Origin of the sequence: Exiguobacterium sp. R-17, from assembly GCF_049913315.1 — a bacterium.
Lineage (GTDB): Bacteria > Bacillota > Bacilli > Exiguobacteriales > Exiguobacteriaceae > Exiguobacterium_A.
The window spans coordinates 1,344,019-1,361,782 of the sequence record NZ_CP184372.1 but is presented as its reverse complement, the minus strand read 5'-3'; the positions used below and the strand labels follow the sequence as shown (position 1 = coordinate 1,361,782).

At 42.1% G+C, this 17,764-nt stretch carries 23 protein-coding genes and 1 pseudogene; 17 read left to right on the top strand and 7 right to left on the bottom strand.

Annotated elements, in window-relative coordinates; genetic code table 11:
- Positions 1-45: 45 nt before the first annotated feature.
- From ACN9MT_RS07145 to ACN9MT_RS07090, 12 genes and pseudogenes are all read left to right on the top strand, one after another.
- Positions 46-219: pseudogene (locus ACN9MT_RS07145) on the top strand (DMT family transporter); the annotation flags it as partial.
- Positions 220-591: 372 nt separating this feature from the next.
- A complete protein-coding gene (locus ACN9MT_RS07140; protein WP_426273197.1) occupies positions 592-1,470 on the top strand; it encodes an NmrA family NAD(P)-binding protein in 879 nt (292 codons plus the stop codon).
- The gene (locus ACN9MT_RS07135) at positions 1,457-1,750 is read left to right on the top strand and encodes a hypothetical protein (protein ID WP_023468121.1); all 294 of its coding nucleotides are present in this window, start codon (positions 1,457-1,459) and stop codon (positions 1,748-1,750) included. The genes ACN9MT_RS07140 and ACN9MT_RS07135 overlap by 14 nt, the downstream gene beginning before the upstream one ends.
- Before the next feature lie 36 nt (positions 1,751-1,786).
- Positions 1,787-2,206, top strand: coding sequence for an RrF2 family transcriptional regulator (locus ACN9MT_RS07130; RefSeq protein WP_290750013.1), 420 nt, complete (start codon positions 1,787-1,789; stop codon positions 2,204-2,206).
- A gap of 53 nt (positions 2,207-2,259) precedes the next feature.
- On the top strand, positions 2,260-3,114 hold the full coding sequence (locus ACN9MT_RS07125; protein WP_050677785.1) for an NmrA family NAD(P)-binding protein: 855 nt from the start codon (positions 2,260-2,262) through the stop codon (positions 3,112-3,114).
- A gap of 393 nt (positions 3,115-3,507) precedes the next feature.
- Positions 3,508-3,774 carry a hypothetical protein gene (locus ACN9MT_RS07120; protein WP_426273194.1) on the top strand — a complete coding sequence of 89 codons (267 nt, stop codon included), beginning with the start codon at positions 3,508-3,510 and terminating at the stop codon, positions 3,772-3,774.
- Positions 3,775-3,807: 33 nt separating this feature from the next.
- Positions 3,808-4,089: a hypothetical protein gene (locus ACN9MT_RS07115; RefSeq protein WP_035397676.1), complete on the top strand. Its 282-nt coding sequence runs from the start codon at positions 3,808-3,810 to the stop codon at positions 4,087-4,089.
- A gap of 18 nt (positions 4,090-4,107) precedes the next feature.
- On the top strand, positions 4,108-4,446 hold the full coding sequence (locus ACN9MT_RS07110; RefSeq protein ID WP_426273191.1) for a hypothetical protein: 339 nt from the start codon (positions 4,108-4,110) through the stop codon (positions 4,444-4,446).
- Positions 4,447-4,483: 37 nt separating this feature from the next.
- A complete protein-coding gene (locus ACN9MT_RS07105; protein WP_426273189.1) occupies positions 4,484-5,659 on the top strand; it encodes a hypothetical protein in 1,176 nt (391 codons plus the stop codon).
- A gap of 210 nt (positions 5,660-5,869) precedes the next feature.
- The gene (locus ACN9MT_RS07100) at positions 5,870-6,322 is read left to right on the top strand and encodes a GNAT family N-acetyltransferase (RefSeq protein WP_035408230.1); all 453 of its coding nucleotides are present in this window, start codon (positions 5,870-5,872) and stop codon (positions 6,320-6,322) included.
- Positions 6,323-6,484: 162 nt separating this feature from the next.
- The gene (locus tag ACN9MT_RS07095) at positions 6,485-6,838 is read left to right on the top strand and encodes a hypothetical protein (RefSeq protein WP_035408232.1); all 354 of its coding nucleotides are present in this window, start codon (positions 6,485-6,487) and stop codon (positions 6,836-6,838) included.
- A 485-nt stretch (positions 6,839-7,323) separates the two neighbouring features.
- The gene (locus ACN9MT_RS07090) at positions 7,324-7,650 is read left to right on the top strand and encodes a hypothetical protein (RefSeq protein ID WP_426273187.1); all 327 of its coding nucleotides are present in this window, start codon (positions 7,324-7,326) and stop codon (positions 7,648-7,650) included.
- 94 nt (positions 7,651-7,744) lie between these two features.
- On the opposite strand, the gene ACN9MT_RS07085 is transcribed toward ACN9MT_RS07090, so the two are convergent.
- Together ACN9MT_RS07085 and ACN9MT_RS07080 are read right to left on the bottom strand one after the other, a co-directional pair.
- Positions 7,745-8,005 carry a hypothetical protein gene (locus ACN9MT_RS07085; RefSeq protein ID WP_411211583.1) on the bottom strand — a complete coding sequence of 87 codons (261 nt, stop codon included), beginning with the start codon at positions 8,003-8,005 and terminating at the stop codon, positions 7,745-7,747.
- Positions 8,006-8,031: 26 nt separating this feature from the next.
- Positions 8,032-8,781, bottom strand: coding sequence for a collagenase (locus ACN9MT_RS07080; protein ID WP_426273184.1), 750 nt, complete (start codon positions 8,779-8,781; stop codon positions 8,032-8,034).
- A gap of 195 nt (positions 8,782-8,976) precedes the next feature.
- Between ACN9MT_RS07080 and ACN9MT_RS07075 the strand changes: the two genes are divergently transcribed.
- From ACN9MT_RS07075 to ACN9MT_RS07060, 4 genes are all read left to right on the top strand, one after another.
- Entirely contained in the window at positions 8,977-9,384 is a 408-nt protein-coding gene (locus tag ACN9MT_RS07075; RefSeq protein ID WP_329470840.1) for an Rrf2 family transcriptional regulator, read from the top strand.
- 76 nt (positions 9,385-9,460) lie between these two features.
- Positions 9,461-10,363 carry an NAD(P)/FAD-dependent oxidoreductase gene (locus tag ACN9MT_RS07070; protein ID WP_426273182.1) on the top strand — a complete coding sequence of 301 codons (903 nt, stop codon included), beginning with the start codon at positions 9,461-9,463 and terminating at the stop codon, positions 10,361-10,363.
- A gap of 702 nt (positions 10,364-11,065) precedes the next feature.
- The gene (locus tag ACN9MT_RS07065; protein ID WP_329470836.1) at positions 11,066-11,365 is read left to right on the top strand and encodes a hypothetical protein; all 300 of its coding nucleotides are present in this window, start codon (positions 11,066-11,068) and stop codon (positions 11,363-11,365) included.
- Positions 11,366-11,608: 243 nt separating this feature from the next.
- The gene (locus ACN9MT_RS07060) at positions 11,609-12,301 is read left to right on the top strand and encodes a hypothetical protein (RefSeq protein ID WP_290787145.1); all 693 of its coding nucleotides are present in this window, start codon (positions 11,609-11,611) and stop codon (positions 12,299-12,301) included.
- A 101-nt stretch (positions 12,302-12,402) separates the two neighbouring features.
- Here the strand turns inward: ACN9MT_RS07060 and ACN9MT_RS07055 are convergent, their stop codons facing one another.
- From ACN9MT_RS07055 to ACN9MT_RS07035, 5 genes are all read right to left on the bottom strand, one after another.
- Positions 12,403-12,789 (bottom strand): DUF3267 domain-containing protein, encoded by a 387-nt coding sequence (locus tag ACN9MT_RS07055; RefSeq protein ID WP_290773723.1) that lies wholly within the window; start codon positions 12,787-12,789, stop codon positions 12,403-12,405.
- Complete coding sequence (locus ACN9MT_RS07050; protein ID WP_035408250.1) at positions 12,779-13,054, bottom strand: hypothetical protein; 276 nt, start codon at positions 13,052-13,054, stop codon at positions 12,779-12,781. Before ACN9MT_RS07050 ends, ACN9MT_RS07055 begins: the two co-directional genes overlap by 11 nt.
- A complete protein-coding gene (locus ACN9MT_RS07045) occupies positions 13,051-14,427 on the bottom strand; it encodes a hypothetical protein (RefSeq protein WP_426273179.1) in 1,377 nt (458 codons plus the stop codon). The genes ACN9MT_RS07050 and ACN9MT_RS07045 overlap by 4 nt, the downstream gene beginning before the upstream one ends.
- Positions 14,372-15,100, bottom strand: a complete 729-nt coding sequence (locus ACN9MT_RS07040) for an ATP-binding cassette domain-containing protein (protein ID WP_426273177.1) — start codon at positions 15,098-15,100, stop codon at positions 14,372-14,374. The genes ACN9MT_RS07045 and ACN9MT_RS07040 overlap by 56 nt, the downstream gene beginning before the upstream one ends.
- A gap of 659 nt (positions 15,101-15,759) precedes the next feature.
- Entirely contained in the window at positions 15,760-16,089 is a 330-nt protein-coding gene (locus ACN9MT_RS07035; RefSeq protein ID WP_290757946.1) for a winged helix-turn-helix transcriptional regulator, read from the bottom strand.
- A gap of 310 nt (positions 16,090-16,399) precedes the next feature.
- Here ACN9MT_RS07035 and ACN9MT_RS07030 point away from each other — a divergent pair, with 310 nt between their 5' ends.
- A complete protein-coding gene (locus ACN9MT_RS07030; RefSeq protein ID WP_426273175.1) occupies positions 16,400-17,602 on the top strand; it encodes an MFS transporter in 1,203 nt (400 codons plus the stop codon).
- The last annotated feature ends 162 nt before the right edge of the window (positions 17,603-17,764 follow it).

Below are 17,764 nucleotides of genomic sequence, written 5' to 3'. Positions count from 1 at the left end.
TACAGGAAAAGAATTGGAAGTAAAATACGTAAACGAGGACCTGCTATGACATACTTCATGTATCTATTTTGTTTAATCGTCTGGGGACTGAACTTCATTGCTGTCAAAATCCAAGGAACACCTGTCGCCTTGGAAGTATCCCTGACCTATCGATTAGCGATGACCGCTGTTCTTTTCATCCTATTCGCGTTATTCGTTAAACGAACGAACAAACCTAGTCTTCTTTGACTCGGATTTCCTTTTGTATGTGTCGACTGATGTAGTGGATGTCATCGGAACAGACGTGAATGCGATTAGGACACTCAAGGAAACATACGCGGAACTTTACAATAGCTTTCACGAAAAATACGTCGAGTAATATTCATAATAAACCTAGATATGTAAACATAAGTATTAATAATTAATTTTTTTGAATATTAAGGTTCATATATTGAATAAATGGAATACTTAATTATGTTTTTAGCAGGAACTATCATCTATCCGGTATTTGAAAGATAATTAGGGTATTATATAACTAATACAAGTATTTTATTTACCACTTTACAACATCAGTGATGCCTCGTTCATCTAAGAGAGGAAAGGAATTTTCCCATGATTTTCATTACGGACTTTTCTTCACCGATCGGGCAGCTCGTCAGCCAACGTATGCGCACGGAAGAACAGCCTTTTTGCATTGGGGTATCCGATCCACAAGCCGCTTCCGAATTATATGGAGAGCATTTTGACTTTCGTCGATTCGATGTCCAGGATGCCTCGACGTTCGTAGAAGCACTCGCAGGATGCGATCAAATCTTTCTCGAATTTCCTGCAAACGCGGACTTGGAGACATTCGAATATTTTATTCATTATCTCAGACAGACTGCCCTACAACACATCGTCTACCTCTCAGCCAAAGACGCACTATCCCTCCCATTCACGCCACATCATCGTATTGAAGTCGTCATTCGCCAAACCGACATTCCCTACACGACCATTCGTCCTAGCTACTACATGCAGCATTTAAACATGTTCATGCGAGATATGTTACGAGATCATGCACACCTCTTTGCACCGGCAGGAATTGGTAAGACGTGCATGATTGATGCCCGTGACGTAGCGACCGTCGTGATGACGTGTCTTGAAAACCCAGCCACTCACTTCAATAAAATCTATACGATCAGCGGTGAAGCGGCTTACAATTTTTACGAAGTCGCCCGGCTTCTCGGAGAAGAACTTGAAACAGAGATCATGTATACGAACCCGTCTATTGATTTTTTCCGGTCCTTTATGATGCAACATGGATTGTCTTACGAAGAAACCAATGAAATCATCAAACTTCATGTGCCGATCTTATTAGGTCTAGCGGATGAGACGGATAACCACTTTCTAGAACTAATTGGTGAACGACCGATCACCCTTCGGCAATATATAATAGACCACCTATCCGATTGGGTAAATGAAGAGGAGGGCAAAGCATATGATTACTCATGAACGAGCACTGTTCGTTCGTCAATGCATCGTCGATTATTATCACCGGCTCGGCATTCATTGTCAGGTGACGATATTCACAGAGTACCCATTGCAATTGTTGCTCGACTTCGATTCTCGAAGAGATGAACTGATTACGCCTCAACGGCGAAGCCTCTCCTGTCGGTACATTCGCGCACACCTCATTTCTGCTTTGATCACATTCGATGATTCCTACACGCATGTTTACATGACGAAAGCGCCCTTTTCCTCCATGACGCGATATTGTCTCTTGATTGTCTGATATCATCGTCAGTCAAAAATGAAAGGAGATGCGGTCGTGCGGTTGAAACGTGCTACGGAACATGGCTTACTGACATTACTTTTTTTGGCACACACCTCAAAATCGATGACACGAAGAGGAGAATACGTAAAGACGAGAGACATTTCGCTTCAATGTAACATCTCGTACGAGCATCTCACGAAAATCATTTCAATTTTAGGAAGAGCAGGTCTTTTACGAACCCATGCTGGACGAGAAGGCGGTGTTCAACTCCTCCCATTGAGTCATACTGTCCGGGTCGGAGATGTCGTCGCGTTATTCGAACGTCCGCTTTTTCCGGGAACGCGTTATCAGGTATGTGCGTTAGATCAACTATTAGATGTTGCACTGATTTCATTCTTTAATACGCTCAATCAAGTTACGATAAAGCAATTAGCGGACGATTTACCACCTCACTTTTTCTTAGACATATCATGATTTACTTCTCATCAAACAGCAGTTCAGTCAAGTGTACAGGAAGGATGTTACACATGACGATTTTAGTAACAGGATTCACAGGAAACGTTGGACTAGCCGTCGGTCATGCAATGATGAAGCGACATATTCCCTTTCATGCGGCTGTCATCGACCCAGCAGCTGCTTCAGAGAAATTCGGCAATGCTTTTCACTATCGTCACCTGGACTACGCCGATATCTCAACGTTTTCACAAGCGTTAAAAGGCGTCGATCAACTCTTTTTGATGTATCCGTCCCAAGTATCAACACGACAGTTCCATCTCTTTCTGCGCTATTTGCGCTTCACCTCAGTCCGGCACATTGTTTATCTCTCGTTCAAGGATGTTCCAGTCTTTCCGCTGACACCTCACCATACGATCGAAAAGATCATTCAAGAGACCGGTATCCCGTTTACGATCATCCGTCCCGGATACTACATGCAAAATTTGAATCTCTTCATGCGTGATGACATCCGTTTTCACGAGCAGATCGTTACGCCCGCTGGTCTTGGGAAGACAAGCATGATCGACATCCGGGATATCGCGACGTTCGTCATCCATTGCCTCGAACATCCTGCCCCCCATTTCAATCGTGTCTATACGTTGCATGGCGAGGAAGTTTTCGGCTTCCATGAGATCGCAAGTCTGATGACGCTACTCTTAGGAAAGACGATCCGTTACACGAACCCTTCGATTCCATTCTTCCAAATGAAGATGGTCCAAAAAGGATATCCGAAAAGCTACGTCAATGAAGTCATCATGTTACACCTCCCGATTAGTCTTGGACTCACGAAACGAACGAACCGTCAGTTCCGCGAGGTGACTGGTACCGAGCCGATTCCCCTAAGTCAATATATTCTCGATTATCAAGCCCACTGGGAGAAGCATTGATTCCTCCTTTCTTCGTAAAAGGAACATGACTTCCCCAAAACCTAGTCATCTCAAAGAGACACGTGTGCCTCATTCATAATTCCTTCATCCATTTGAAGGGATTTGATAGTTTATTGTGGAAAATGATTCTATATGAAGATTCTTTTGCATGATATATGACTTGATTGATTTTAATTTCCGATTTAACACTATTATTTATTCAATAAAGGAGGAGTTGGTATCCTTAAATTCATTTTGATTGGTTCACTACTTGTCGTGATTGCTTTTTTCATCTATTTTGAGCCATTCCGTATTGAACCCTACGACCCCGACGTCGAAGTAAACGGTAAACCAATTCCGACTGTCCAAGGTTCTTATTGCTGGTCCAGTATGTTCAGCGCTCAGTGCGCGGACATGATTGATGTCGATGCGCTACATATGACTGAAAATAGTAAACCCGTCATCGTCTCACCCTCTGACAAAATTCATCTCTCGTTTGATCGTAAACCCGATTCGCTCGAAGTCGTACGCTGGGATTCGAAAACGAATAGTGAACAGGTTTCATTAAAAAACGACATTCTTAGCGCACCGTCTGCTCAAGGTACGTATACCTATGAGGTCGTTGCCGGATGGAACGAACATGGTGACGGTCTATCCGCCTTTTTGATTCAGGTCCGATAAAACCAACCTCACTCAAACAGGAGATGAATAATAATGCGTAAAGGTTTTCGACTCTGGCTACCCTTGCTCTCACTTGCTGTCTGTCTGTTCAATGCCTTCGGCTACGATGATAAAAACATCTTGTTGTTTCTGACGAGCCCTGTTTTCTGGCTTCTCGAATCACGATCCTTTCTTGGAACGTGGCTAGATTCCTTCCATGTCCCACTGTTCCTGATCTACATCCTGACCTTGATCAGTTGGTTCTTGATCGGCTTACTGATTGATGTCATTCTTTCTGTTTTGTTTAGACGATCGTCTAGACGCATCCATGATTAACTGAGGAGGAAAATACATATGGTACCAACCAATGACATGTGGGTGTGGGTACTTTCCTACGCATTCTTTTTCATCACGCTTATCAGTGCAATCTTCGTCGCGATCAAGCATCCAGCCTTGAGAAAAGCGTCGATCCGAGCGGTGGTAGCGATGCTTTTCCTGTATGCACTATTCATTTGGAACTCTTTGTACCGTCTTGACATTACAGAATTCAAACATTTTTACGAAGGATTGACGACACTGCGACCGTGGGCATGGATGTGTATCTTCTTATTCGCCTACACATTAAAGTGGTGGTATCTCGTATTTCTTTACACCCGTCGTTCGAGTCCTTCTTCACATGAGGTACAGCAATGAACTACATTTCCAAAAATCTTCGAAGGAGCTATCCGATATGAAATTACATCGATTCGCATCCGTCTTTTTCCTCTCGACCATCGTTTGGACGACAGCGGGTTGTACCATGATGGAAGAACAAGCGACACCGCGTGTAGCACAAAAAAATATCGCGTCACCTGAACAAGTAAACACTTCCTTGAAGAAAGCAACGACCGACTCCAATAACCAACAAGCAATCGGATTAGAAAAGCAAACGAAGCGCGTCACGTTAGGTCAAACGAAAACGTACGACCTCTCTTCATTACTGAGCAAACACCGTGTCTCGATTGATCCGCAGTATTTCTATCAAAACCAGATCTTCTACTTTGACCTACAAGAAAACAAGAGTGTCATCTATACATACGATACGAAACGACAGCACAACAAAATCGTCCATGCGACGAAGAATGCAATCCCGATGATGACGGGTACAGGTGCGTTTTTACTATGGGTCGAAACGGAACAGCCGACAAAGACCGGAGTCAAATGGTCGATTCGTCAACTAAATATCACGACGAATCAAGTGAAAAGACTTGATACAGGCGAAAGTCACTTCGATACATCCCCTCCGAGAATCGATGTCACGTCAACTCGTGCGTCCTGGATCACGCAAGAAGCGACTGCACAAAAAACGGTTTCCACGTTAAAGTCGTATTCGTTAAAAACCGGAAAGATCACACCACTCCAGTCCTTCATCTTAAAAACAGGAAAGGTACAAGACGGTCTATTCACATACGAGCACCGCGATAGCGATGACGGCGTGACCTTATACACGTCTCACTTTAACAACGGAAAGAACGTCCGTGTGCTTGAAACTCTGGATGGTGCCTACAAAAAAGAGATGTCCGGATTAATTGATTTCAGTCGTAGTGGCACCTATTTCGCTCTCGGCACAGAAGGCGACGCCATATTCCAACCCATCGGATTAGACGAACAGACGCTGAACTATTCTGCTTCCAGTGCCCAGACGTTGATTAACGGCATTCAATTCCTTTCGAACACACAAATCGTCTTCCGAGAAGGCATCCATCAGTTGATATATGCGGACTTAAAAGCGAAGACCGTCGCTCCTCTGACGGACTTTGAAGAGCTGGTATCGTTTCCTCTACTGCAAGATGGGAAACTCACTTACTCCATCACGAACGGGAAAAAATCCACCTTGCATGTCGTAAAGCTTCTCCCGTCTAACTAAACGATCATGATCTTAATCTAACAAAAGAAAGTCGTTTTCCGTTACTCGATACGGATGACGACTTTTTTTCTTACATGCTATTTTGTATTCTTAAGAAGGACAGAAGTTCACAGGTTCTTTCGTAACGCTTCTACATCAGCTATTGTGGCAGCAGAGTGAAACTGAAGCCTAAGACAAACATATATCAATCGATCCGTGAGGAGAATGAATATGAACATCCGACAATTATCCGTCCATGAAAATCCACCGATGGACCTCTTGCTAGCAGCGGACCCGTCTCAAAAGTTAGTCGAAAGCTATGCAAAAAGAGGTTATTGTTTTGTCGCTGAAAGGAATGACCAATGGATTGGTGTATATGTACTTCTCCCGACAAGACCTCAAACGATAGAAATCGTAAATATCGCAGTAGATGAGTCGCATCAAGGACAAGGTATCGGAAAAAATCTTTTACGACATGCGATTCGCACAGCGAAAACACTGGGGTATACGACCGTTGAAATCGGGACGGGCAATTCAAGCATTGGACAGCTAGCACTTTACCAAAAATGTGGATTCAGAATCGTTGGAGTCGATTTAAACTTCTTCTTGAGACACTATGAAGAGGTGATCATCGAAAACGGGATCCGGTGCACGGATATGATTCGGTTATCGCAAGATATATAAGAATTTCAGCATTTTTTCGAAAAGCATATTCCGCTACTTCATAGTAAAACTCGAACGATTATGGATATAACATCATTAGGCTATAAGCGTTATATAGGATTGCAAAAAATGGATTCATACTCCATAATATGAACATACGTTCTTATTATAAGGAGGTCCACCATGCAACACCTTCAAAAAGAAATGACTCATCCGGTATCGTTATCTACTATGAATCCGCTTATTTATCTCTCCATCGATTCATCCGTTATTCTTCACAATGATTCTCCCGTTTCGACGACTTATAAAATGGAAGTCATGTTATTCATCGCTTTACGGGAGAGATTATCCTTAAAACTGCTTCCTCTCCATCACTCCGGTGGCGCTGCAGAACTTGTCTACATAGAAGAAGTCGACTTCGAGAGTCGGCAGTTGACGCTCTTTCATATGAACGATTCGTCATTGTCCTATCATCACTACGTCGCAAACGATTACTTACTCTCCCAACAGCCTCAACTATTACTAAACTTGGTGTAAAACTAATAAAATTCATTTATATGACGCGTTCAGAACGTTCACATATGCTTTTTAATACATTATATCTATCACTACATGATTTTAAAGACACGCTATCACTATTTTTAAGTCTCCAACTAATCTTCTCACTTTCTTGACGAAACAAAAGGATGTTTTTATTCCTTTCTGAAACATTGTGATGAAAATCCACGGTTCTAATTGGAATTAATTTTACAGATACATTACTTAATGGCATAATAATGGTAACCTTTTCATGAGGAGGAGATACTTTTGAAAAAACAGCTTGCTTTTGCCGGTTCTTTTGCGCTCTCAGCTATCACGATCGTCATCATTCTTAAATTAGTTGGAGTCGATCTCTAAAGCAATCACTCAAATGATGTAGATTTTCAAATCAATGATTCAATCGCTGTTATGATGCATCGTCTTTCGATCATCTGTAACAGCTTTTCTAGGTTTAATGCTATGGAACGATCGGAAGTGATGAATTGAAAAAAGTCGGAATGAACGTTTTGGTTGTCTTTCTCCTATTAGGTGGACTGCTGTTTTACTTAAACGTCCGATACGATGAACGATTCGAGCAGCACGTCAGCACAAAAGTCGAAATCTATGTCGAGAAAAAATACGGTCCAGCTCATGTCGTCTCACTCCACTCTGCTTATGACGACAAACACCGCGATAAAGAGAAACGCTATAAGATTGCCGTAAAAGTACAGGGGCAAGGACTTCAAAAAGAGGAATATTTCTTGTATCGTCTTCAAGATGATCACGTCGTCGAGATGGGCACGACGACCAGTTTGCCCAAGCGAAACTAAGTCACGAGATGCTTTCTTATTTCACACTACATATCATGAAAGGTCAGAAGATTCTTTTTTACTCGGAATCAACTGACCTTTTTGTTTAACCTTTTTAAGGCTCAGAAATACCGTAAGCCAGTAACAGCAAATAGGACATCATACAGAACGTAATAAGATGGATACCAACGAATAGCCATCTAAGTACTCGATGCTTCGTTTTGTACCCTGTGTATACGCCGACTAACGGAACGATAAACAGAAGCAGGATATAGACAGTTCCAAACCCTTTCAGACTGACTCCGCTCTTCATCAAGAAAAATAAGAAACAAAAACAGATGAATGCAGATAACGAAAGAATACTGTAACGATTCACAAGCCCTCCTCCACTACAAATACAACTTAGCGATTTACCGACTGAAGATTAAAGTATGTCGAGAGCGGCACGATCCGCCCCTGCTCATGCCAGTTCCGATATGCTTCGAAAACGCGTAAGACGTCCCCGTCATATCGTTCCTCGATGAGATGGTGGATTGCGAGAAAGCTCCGCCAATAATCAAACATGATACTCGACAGACTACCAGCATAGGAGGCACTCCCAAATTGATCAATCGAGCGCGCTCCATACTCCTCCTGAAAGAGCTCGACCAGCTCTGTCTCAATTGTCGTAATTCGCTTGAATGCTTCGTCCGACAACAAATGCTTCCGGGGTAGGTACTCACACATCCCCTCTTCGAACCAGATTCCGTCTTCTCTCTCATCGTCGAATTCATCAACGAACAAATCCAAGTGATGCGTCAGTTCATGAGCAGCAATCGTCAGGACGTGATCTTCCGCAAGCGTTTCGTAGAACGCTCGAATATGCGATACGTCCTTCCCGTCGAGTTGAGACAAAAATAACGTTCGCCATTCTGCAACGTCTGGTGATATGTAAATCAAGTCCTTATTCGTAAATGCCGGAACCGGAATGTCCGAGAAGACGGTCGTCGCGAGTTCCGCTGACGTCCAAACGATTCCTTTCGGCACGGCGATCAGTTGATACTTCTCTTGTAAGATCGTTTGATACTCGTCTAACCGTGCTTGAAAGCGATGCGTGACCGCTTCGTATTTGTCATAGTCGGTTTTTGTCTCAAACGCAAACAGTTGTTTCATGTTCTCTATCACCCTTCATCAAAAAATATACGATTTCATTTTAACATATATTGGATAACGAATAAAAAACTACCTTCTGCAGGTGGTCGTGGATTGCAGATAAACCCTTCTTTCGTTAGTTTAAGTCATAACATTTGGATGTTCGTACGAATAACGGTATTATAGACATATTAAGTCTGTAATTAAGGTGAGAATATGAAATTATCAAAAGCAACCAATTATGCACTCCATACGATGTTATTTTTAGCTGTAAATCATTCTCATGATCATATTGGTGTAGCCTCGTTAGCCAAGCAACAAGGCGTTTCACCCACATACCTCTCGAAGATTTTAACTAAGCTAGTCAAAACGGGTATGGTGATCTCGACTACTGGAGCTACAGGTGGATACAAATTAAAACCAAGTTGGGAAGAGATTTCATTGCTTGATGTCATCATTGCAATTGAAGGCGTACCATCCATGTCTGACGCTTGTCTCAATAACAATCCGAACTGCTTGATTCAGAAATCAATCGAAACTGCTGAACACAAATTTTTAGATTCATTAAGACACACGCTTATTAGTGACTTATCTAATCAAGTTAATGAGACATCATCCATTTGAAACAAGTGATGTCTTTTGCTTTAATTACAGACACTATGACTCTTTAATATCTGTTATATAAAAGGAGGAAATGTTCATGAACGTATATGATTGCATCGTGATTGGCGGAGGTGCCGCCGGATCAGCTGCTGCCCTAACATTAGGAAGAGCTCGAAGAAATATTGTGATTTTCGATGATGCTACAAATCGAAATCGTGTCACACAAGAATCACATGGTTATCTCACTCGAGATGGAATTACACCGTCAGAGTTTAGAGAGATCGGATTAAAAGAACTACAAGCATATCCGTCCATTACGATTTGCAACGAAAAAGTCATCGAAGTAAAACAAGATAATCAGAATCATCTGTTTGAAGTTTCAACCGGTCAGCATCGTTATATAACTGAAACGCTACTACTCGCAACCGGAATTCAAGAAGAATTTCCCCTGGAGACAATCAAGGAGTATTATGGAAAAAGTTTGTTTAGTTGTCCCTATTGCGATGGCTGGGAGATGCGAGATTTACCCTTAGCTGTCATTGCCGAAGATCAAGCTTTTGTTCACCATTTAGCAAAGCTCGTTTTCAATTGGTCGAACGATTTAGTTGTTTTTACAAACGGTTTTGCACTATCTAAAGACGTTCGGAACGATTTAGATCGTAACCACATTCAAGCATACACAACAAAAATTAAACGCCTACATGGAAAAGCAGGTATTCTAGAACATATTGAATTAGAAGATGGAACAATGGTTGCAAGAAAAGGTGGATTCGTCGTTCCTAAATTCCATCGTTCAAACGATTTGGCTCAACAATTACGATGTATATTCGATGAGATTGGAGCCATCGTAACGGATGGAACTGGTCATACATCTGTCGAAGGGGTATACGTTGCCGGAGAGACCGAAAAACGAGGTCCTTCTTCTTTATTGATGGCAGCCGCTGATGGTTCCCGTGCAGCTGCAAGCATTAATTTCGATTTATCATCTAATCGATTTTAAGACTTCAACAAGATGATACAGGCAGTAAATGAATATGACGATCAGTTTGCCGAAGCGAAACTAAAGCAAACACCTTCTTGATACAATCGAGAAGGTCTTTTTTAAATGATATTATCTATACTAAACGATGTCATGTTCCATTCGTTTTCTTTGTAATTTATACACTCTTCTCAAGCAATGAACACTCAAAAACAATGACTTCCAAGCTACTGAATCATTTTATTTCTTCTGCAATCATCACGACGACGTTACCGAATTTTCGCCCGGTGTCGACATAACGGTGCGCTTCGACGATTTCATCAAGTGAACAGATATGGTCGTGACGGCTCTAAATCGTCCCGCTTCAAACAATTTATTCAAATAGTGTATATCTTCTTTCCGTTCTCTCGCCACACCTTACCCCGCGACGGATGCATACGATGAGTACTACAGTTGATTTCGGATCCAAACGAGGTATCACTCTAATATGCAAGACATCTAGCGGTTCGTAGCAGGTACAGATGGCTAGCTTTATCGTAACTCCTCCTCTGATCGAGATGAGGGTATTTTATCAATCATACGTAGTTTATGCCTGAATTCCTTTCATTTCAAAGCAAGAAAGATTTTTCTGATTTGCATCAATCGGTATCACAACTGGTAAAATTTATATAATAATACGATTTCATCTAACCCTATTAACTGACGAAAGTAGGTGCCTGGTTCATGCCGACGCGTCGTTGGCTTTTCGCTTTTATTCTATTCCTTTGTATGCCGCTTGGTGCCTGTACACATCAGGATGATGCACGCATCGTCGAACAGATTGTTGGTGACACGCTGTTTGTTGCTCCGAGTGAACAAAAACCGGACGAACAGTATGCTTTGACAAAGATTCGCGTCACAACGGATACGATCGTGTATGGCAAAACAGATAACACGGCTGACATTCAGACGGGTGACACGATTCAAGTGACGTTTGCAAAGGACTCGGCTGTCGCGATTGAAATCCGTCGAGCAGACAACTGAATCAGAAGGGATTGTCCACAATGCTCCAAATACTTCGCCATCTACGCAATATTTTCATGCTTGCCACTGCGATTTTTGGTTCATCCTATTTTTTTCAAAAGAATATCGGAAATGATCTCATTGGTTTCTTGTACATCGGAATACTAGGTGCGATGGGTCTTTGCATTACCACAGGACTACTCTGGTATCTCAAACGAAAAGAATCGCACGGTTTTTAATAAGCTCATCAAAGGAGACACAATTATGATGATACGTCCGAAAAAGTCACACCGTGTTCAGTTGAAAGTACTCTTCGCGCTTCTGTTCACACTTTCGATGATTGGTGCTGTTTTCGCACCTCATTCTGTCGACGCAGCAACAAAGGAGTATGCATCTTACAAGAAGCTAAAACTCGGCATGACCGCGACAAACGTTGCAAAATCGCTCTACGGAAAATCGTATAGGAAATACATAAAGAAAGAACACGGCGTCACAACACTCAAACAAAAAGCTGCATTACGAGAAATTGAAGATGACTATGCTTTGTACGCTTTTGCCTTTTATCCCTATGAAGTAACAGACGATCATTGGTTTAAGCAAAGAATGCATCTGATTTTCAAGACGAAACAAAACGGTCACACCTTATACCTTGCAGAGAAGGAATACATCCCTAAAACACCGTCAAAGAAACGACTCTTACCTGGAAAGAAGATCAAGCCCGGCATGACGCTAGCTGACGTCGATCGTGTTCTTTCAGGTATAGGACTTGGTGTCATGACGCTTCATCATACAGAAGATTACTCTACGATTGGAGAAGTCTATGCTGAAGGCACAGTCGTGTACCGAGAAAAACAGGGGACGCTTCTCTACTCGTATCGAAATCCAACGGGTGATGCATTAATGATCGTTGCATTTAAATATGATTTCGATCAAAAGAGGTATATCGCTCAAAAATAACGCCGGATACCAAATTTATCTTCGCTAGAATCTTTTCCATGTAAATAACCCCTCATTCCGCTCGAGGAATGAGGGGTTATTTGCATAGAAATGCACAAATATTACAGAGCGTCATTTCTGCGCTGTTCTTTTCTAATCATTCTTAAGCAAGATAACAGGATCATCTGGCCGTCTGTTGTCACCGGGAAAAAATTAAATACATTTGATAAACATAAAATTTTAACTAAGACCCATCCACCGCCATCTCCTTCTATCCAAATACCGAACGAAAATAAAATCGCAGGTGCAGAAGCAGCAATGATTAAATTTTGCCAGTCATTCTGATTATTCTCATAGCGGACGATTGGCGTTAAAAATCGATCGAGTTTCACTGTCGGTCGCCGTCGAAACACCCATGCGAACAATAAATGGATCATTTCGTGTATCGCTACGACAATGAATATCAGAAGAATATAGCTGATAAGATGCAGAACTGTCTCAGCTGTCATGACGCGCTAACGTTCGCCGCTTCTGTAAGAAGACACCAAACAATGTGAATAAAACGATAAATACCAAATAGAGAACAAGCGCTTGAAGTGTCAACGCGAAGTGTGTATTCAATTCTTCTTTTGTCATTACCGTTGTAATTTTTAATCCTGTCATCGTCGTCACGACACTCGTTTCATTGATTTGAAACAATTCATAAATATAATCGACTAAAAAAATAATTGCCCACAAAACAGTACCAACACCAATTAATTTCGTGATTTTCATTTTGCCACCTCGTATTCCTTCTTTAAGATAAGATATAAAACACCAAGTAAGATCGCTAATGTCGGATACAATGCCCCATCGATACTGACGAGGACAGACAGTAAGACAATTAAAATGATCGTCAACACGGATGCAATCGTCTCATTGATATTACTTTGAGATTTCGGAAATAAAAATCCTGCAATTGTAGCCGCGAAAAAGATATTGATTCCATACATATATGGATTCAAACTGTTTGTCTCAATGATACCGACATATAGTGCAGGTGCCATCAAGATGATGGCGACAGCAAGGAGTGACATGAGTTCCATCAAGGGATGGATCCGGTACAGTCCATACAACTTTCTAACTGCTAATGTTGCGTCTGCATATGTAATCGTCACTACTCCAAGTATCGGCAATAAGAACAACCAGAGTTGAAAAGTTCCCCCCCACCCGACTTGGTACCATGCTCCGATTGACATCACACCAAGTAATGCCCAAAAGTACAGAAAGTTTTTACTTCGGATGATGGCAGGCATGGTAGTCGCTAAACCAATATTGAAAGCAGGCAATCCTAACTTGAAGTAATTCTGCCGGACATACAAATGGTTTCGAGCAAAGAAAACTGCATGAAGAGTATAGGCAATCGTGCCAACGACAAGACTCGTCATCAACATAACTAGCGTGATCGTTAAAATCGAATACGGTAACGTACTAACCCATACATCAACCTGAAATCGTGTTTTTAATAAATGAAGTGTCACGAGACCCGCCAATACTAGATCAAGAATGAAACTGAAAATAGTACGCTTGATGCCTGTTACACGATGCAATACTGTTGCATGGAGACAATCCAATAACCAAAAGCTGCTGATGAATACAGTATGGAGTGTTATTAAAACAAGCAGTGCCGTTCCCAAGCGCATAGGAATTAGTTTCAGCGCTGGTGCAACGATGATCATCAGTAATTCGAAAAAGACTAGGGCAACAGAGAGTTTAAATAACCGTTGGCTGATATTAACTTCTCTTTCTGAGAATGGAAGTGTCTTCGCAAAAAATAAAGAGTTCCGATTCAATGAGACGGTTCCATTAATTAAAATGAACATAAAAGTACCTAAAATAAAGACGACATTAAAATAACTACTGAGTGTCATCTTCCCTGCCAGCAAGCGTGTTGTCTCATCTGCTTCCACTGCATTATTCGATAGGGTGGAGAGCTGAACCATGTTCAGATAAAAGTATCCAAGATAGATGCCAATTAGAAGAATACCTAACCCGTACCGATTCATCCGACTTTTAAAAAAAGGACGATTGAAAAGTCCATGAAACGTATCATTATAGAAGAATTTCAGTAGACATAAAATGTTTGCTGACGATGTCGAGCTTTTCACGTAAGACCTCCTCTTGTTTAATAACATCCGTCAATTTCTCTGGAGTTCCTTCAAAATTGACAAGTGATCCTTGTCTCATAAGTCGTATATCTTCTGGAAAACGATCAATCGTATTTCGTTCATGAGAGACGATAATCACTTTTTTCGTTGTGCTGACTGCTGCAAACAGTTCCTGAACGAGTAAAGACGTATCAAAATCAAGTCCGCCGAAAATTTCATCAGCAATTATATAGTCAGTATTGGCAGCAATCGCTGCGACAATTTGAATTTTTTTCTTCATACCAAAGGAATACGACTCAATGGTTTTATTTTGACCGTCCGCCAAATCGAGTAAGTCTATTAAAAGAGGAGCTTTATCCTCTTCACTTGTCTCATATCGACTCAAAACGAACTGTACATATTCCTTACCAGTCATGTAGCCCGGTAAATAAAAGTCAGAAGGAAGATAGAAAAATTTAGATTTGTATGCCTGACTACCAGGTGTAATACCATCAATTCGAATGCCGCCACCGTCAGCTTCTAGCAAATTCGTCAACATATTCAGTAGTGTCGTCTTTCCACTGCCATTTGTTCCAACTATGACAGAGACACCCGTTGAAGAAAATGATGCTGATAACGCATCGATAACGCGATTCTTTTTAAATGATTTTGTCAAACCATCGATTTCAATCATGTTTCTACCTCCTGAAAGAAGCGGGAGCTCTATGAGCCCCCGCCAGTTAAGTACGTTACGAGGCTTTACAGCCAATTCCCATTTGCCAGAACTTTGGCCAGTTTAATTTCACGTTTCCATTAAAGCTATAACCTCGGCTTGTGCAATAGAACGCATATGCAAATACTCCTACTAAAATGACAAGAGCGAAAACCATCCAGAACCATTTGTTTTCGATCATGTTGAAGAACTTTTCTTCCAAAGATAATTGATACGACACGAACATAGCAGACATCCGAACTCCTCCTTTCTCTGTCAAGATAGAAAGTCATTCACTCTGATGAAACATGGCATTAGTTCTTGAAAGAGAAAATTAAAACTTTCTTCCACTTGATCGTAACAAATATTCCAAAATCAGGAACCCGTCCTATAGACTCAAATCGATTATGTAGTATTCATGACTTTCTTATCAAGGGATTACTCAATACTAGTACTTTATTGACTTGTTTTATTGATATCTGATAAAAACCGCCCAAAAAATTTAAGGATTTTTCACAGTTGATGGAGTAAATATAATAAAAGATTTTTCTAACGATCACTTACTGTACAACTTATTTATTTCCAGACAATTTGAGCGCAAAAAAAGGATCGACCATAATGTCGAACCTTATTTCTGGCGATTAAGACGAAACAACCTCTCCGCCTGTCAAATTGATATGTCCTTCACCCCATGCGCACATCGCGTCAAGAATCGGCTTCAGCGACCAGCCGTACTCAGATAACGAGTAAACGACTTTTGGTGGGACTTGTTCAAAGACCGTCCGGATGATGACACCGTCTTCTTCTAACTCCCGTAATTGTTGCGTCAGCATCTTTTGCGTAATCGTCGGCATCAGCTTACGGAGCTCACTTGTCCGACGCTCGCCTTTGATTAAATGACACATAATGACGACCTTCCACTTTCCACCGATGACTTCAAGTGTTGCTTCGACCGGGATATTGTATGCCATATATGTTCCATCCTTTCGTGATTCCGTTGAGGACATAGGCACTTTTTAGTGCCTATCGTACTTGAAAGTGCGTACTTCCCAAGCGGATTGGCTGGCTATATGATAGCAATTGTCAACGGAAAGTACAACCTCCTTTTAGACCTTGCATCTAAAAGAACGAGTAGGGTACTTTTTAGTGCCTATCGCACTTTAAAGTACGTACTTCCCGAAAGGAACAACCCCCGTTATGCTGGGGTCATGTCAATCGGATCGTGTTTGGTCGGGCCCACTGAATACGATCCCTACTGAAATCATTTTAGGAGGAATCCCCATGAATCAATTAAATCAACAGGTACAGGAGGAACAGGCTCCAAGAAACGGCGGACTTGCCCTATTTGCCTTAGCAATCAGCGCCTTTGGGATCGGTACGACGGAATTCGTTCCTGTCGGACTGCTCGCAGCGATTGCTGGTGACTTAAATATCGGTATCACACTCGCTGGTCTCATCATCTCTGGTTACGCAATTGGCGTTGCTGTCGGAGCACCTATTTTGACGGCATTGACGAACCGGATGAACCGGAAAACGTTACTGATGGCATTGATGGTCGTCTTCATCGCCGGTAACTTGATCTCCGCCATCTCACCGACATTTGAATTGTTGATCGTTGCCCGTTTCATCACGGCGTTCTCGCACGGTGTCTTCTTCTCGATTGGTGCGACGATTGCTGTTCAGCTCGTACCGGAGCATAAAAAAGCAAGTGCCATCGCCTTGATGTTTACCGGTCTGACGGTCGCGACCGTCACGGGTGTCCCGCTTGGTACATTCATTGGTCAATCGTTCGGCTGGCGCGCGACGTTCTTTGCGGTTGCTGCACTCGGAATCATTGCAATCATCGCAAGCTTCTTCTTGATTCCAAAAGACTTGAAACAATCACCACCTGCGAAGTTCTCCGACATGTTCAAACTGTTGACGAACGGAGGCTTGATGCTCGGTTTCTTAATCACTGCCCTCGGTTACGGTGGGACGTTCGTCGCGTTTACTTATTTAACGCCGATCATGCAGGACGTCACGAAAATCAGTCCGAGCTTAATCAGTATCATTCTGCTCGTCTACGGAATCGCCGTCGCAATCGGGAACACGGTTGGCGGAAAACTCGCGAATGGTAATCCGATTAAAGCATTGTTTTATATGTTCATCATCCATGCCATTGTCATGATTGCCCTCTCATTCATGATTCCGTTCAAGGTCGCTGGCATCATCGGGATCATCTTGATGGGACTTCTTGCCTTCATGAACGTCCCTGGACTCCAGCTCTATATCGTCCAGTTGGCTGAAAAATACGTCCCAGCAGCAGTCGATGTCGCCTCTGCCTTAAATATCGCAGCTTTCAACATCGGCATCGCACTCGGCGCAACGATCGGTGGTCTCGTCACCGATACGATCGGACTCGTCCACACGCCATGGGTCGGCGGGATCATGGTCATTCTTGCCGTCATCTTGACTGATTTCTCACGTCGTCTCGAACTGCAGTAAAAGAAGATTTTTATGCTTAACGATCGCATGAGTGTACGATGAGCTCGGCTACAATCATCGATACGTTCGCTATTTCGTCGTACCGCATTTTCCACCACTCACATAATCCGCCAAAAGCACTGTTCGCATGAGCAGTGTTTTTTTGATTTTGTTCACAATTAT

Coding starts and splice junctions, on each gene's coding strand:
- ACN9MT_RS07140 (WP_426273197.1), top strand. CDS start 592: ATGATTTTCATTACGGACTTTTCTTCACCGATCGGGCAGCTCGTCAGC.
- ACN9MT_RS07135 (WP_023468121.1), top strand. CDS start 1,457: ATGATTACTCATGAACGAGCACTGTTCGTTCGTCAATGCATCGTCGAT.
- ACN9MT_RS07125 (WP_050677785.1), top strand. CDS start 2,260: ATGACGATTTTAGTAACAGGATTCACAGGAAACGTTGGACTAGCCGTC.
- ACN9MT_RS07120 (WP_426273194.1), top strand. CDS start 3,508: ATGATTGATGTCGATGCGCTACATATGACTGAAAATAGTAAACCCGTC.
- ACN9MT_RS07115 (WP_035397676.1), top strand. CDS start 3,808: ATGCGTAAAGGTTTTCGACTCTGGCTACCCTTGCTCTCACTTGCTGTC.
- ACN9MT_RS07110 (WP_426273191.1), top strand. CDS start 4,108: ATGGTACCAACCAATGACATGTGGGTGTGGGTACTTTCCTACGCATTC.
- ACN9MT_RS07105 (WP_426273189.1), top strand. CDS start 4,484: ATGAAATTACATCGATTCGCATCCGTCTTTTTCCTCTCGACCATCGTT.
- ACN9MT_RS07100 (WP_035408230.1), top strand. CDS start 5,870: ATGAACATCCGACAATTATCCGTCCATGAAAATCCACCGATGGACCTC.
- ACN9MT_RS07095 (WP_035408232.1), top strand. CDS start 6,485: ATGCAACACCTTCAAAAAGAAATGACTCATCCGGTATCGTTATCTACT.
- ACN9MT_RS07080 (WP_426273184.1), bottom strand. CDS start 8,781: ATGAAACAACTGTTTGCGTTTGAGACAAAAACCGACTATGACAAATAC.
- ACN9MT_RS07075 (WP_329470840.1), top strand. CDS start 8,977: ATGAAATTATCAAAAGCAACCAATTATGCACTCCATACGATGTTATTT.
- ACN9MT_RS07070 (WP_426273182.1), top strand. CDS start 9,461: ATGAACGTATATGATTGCATCGTGATTGGCGGAGGTGCCGCCGGATCA.
- ACN9MT_RS07065 (WP_329470836.1), top strand. CDS start 11,066: ATGCCGACGCGTCGTTGGCTTTTCGCTTTTATTCTATTCCTTTGTATG.
- ACN9MT_RS07060 (WP_290787145.1), top strand. CDS start 11,609: ATGATGATACGTCCGAAAAAGTCACACCGTGTTCAGTTGAAAGTACTC.
- ACN9MT_RS07055 (WP_290773723.1), bottom strand. CDS start 12,789: ATGACAGCTGAGACAGTTCTGCATCTTATCAGCTATATTCTTCTGATA.
- ACN9MT_RS07050 (WP_035408250.1), bottom strand. CDS start 13,054: ATGAAAATCACGAAATTAATTGGTGTTGGTACTGTTTTGTGGGCAATT.
- ACN9MT_RS07040 (WP_426273177.1), bottom strand. CDS start 15,100: ATGATTGAAATCGATGGTTTGACAAAATCATTTAAAAAGAATCGCGTT.
- ACN9MT_RS07035 (WP_290757946.1), bottom strand. CDS start 16,089: ATGGCATACAATATCCCGGTCGAAGCAACACTTGAAGTCATCGGTGGA.
- ACN9MT_RS07030 (WP_426273175.1), top strand. CDS start 16,400: ATGAATCAATTAAATCAACAGGTACAGGAGGAACAGGCTCCAAGAAAC.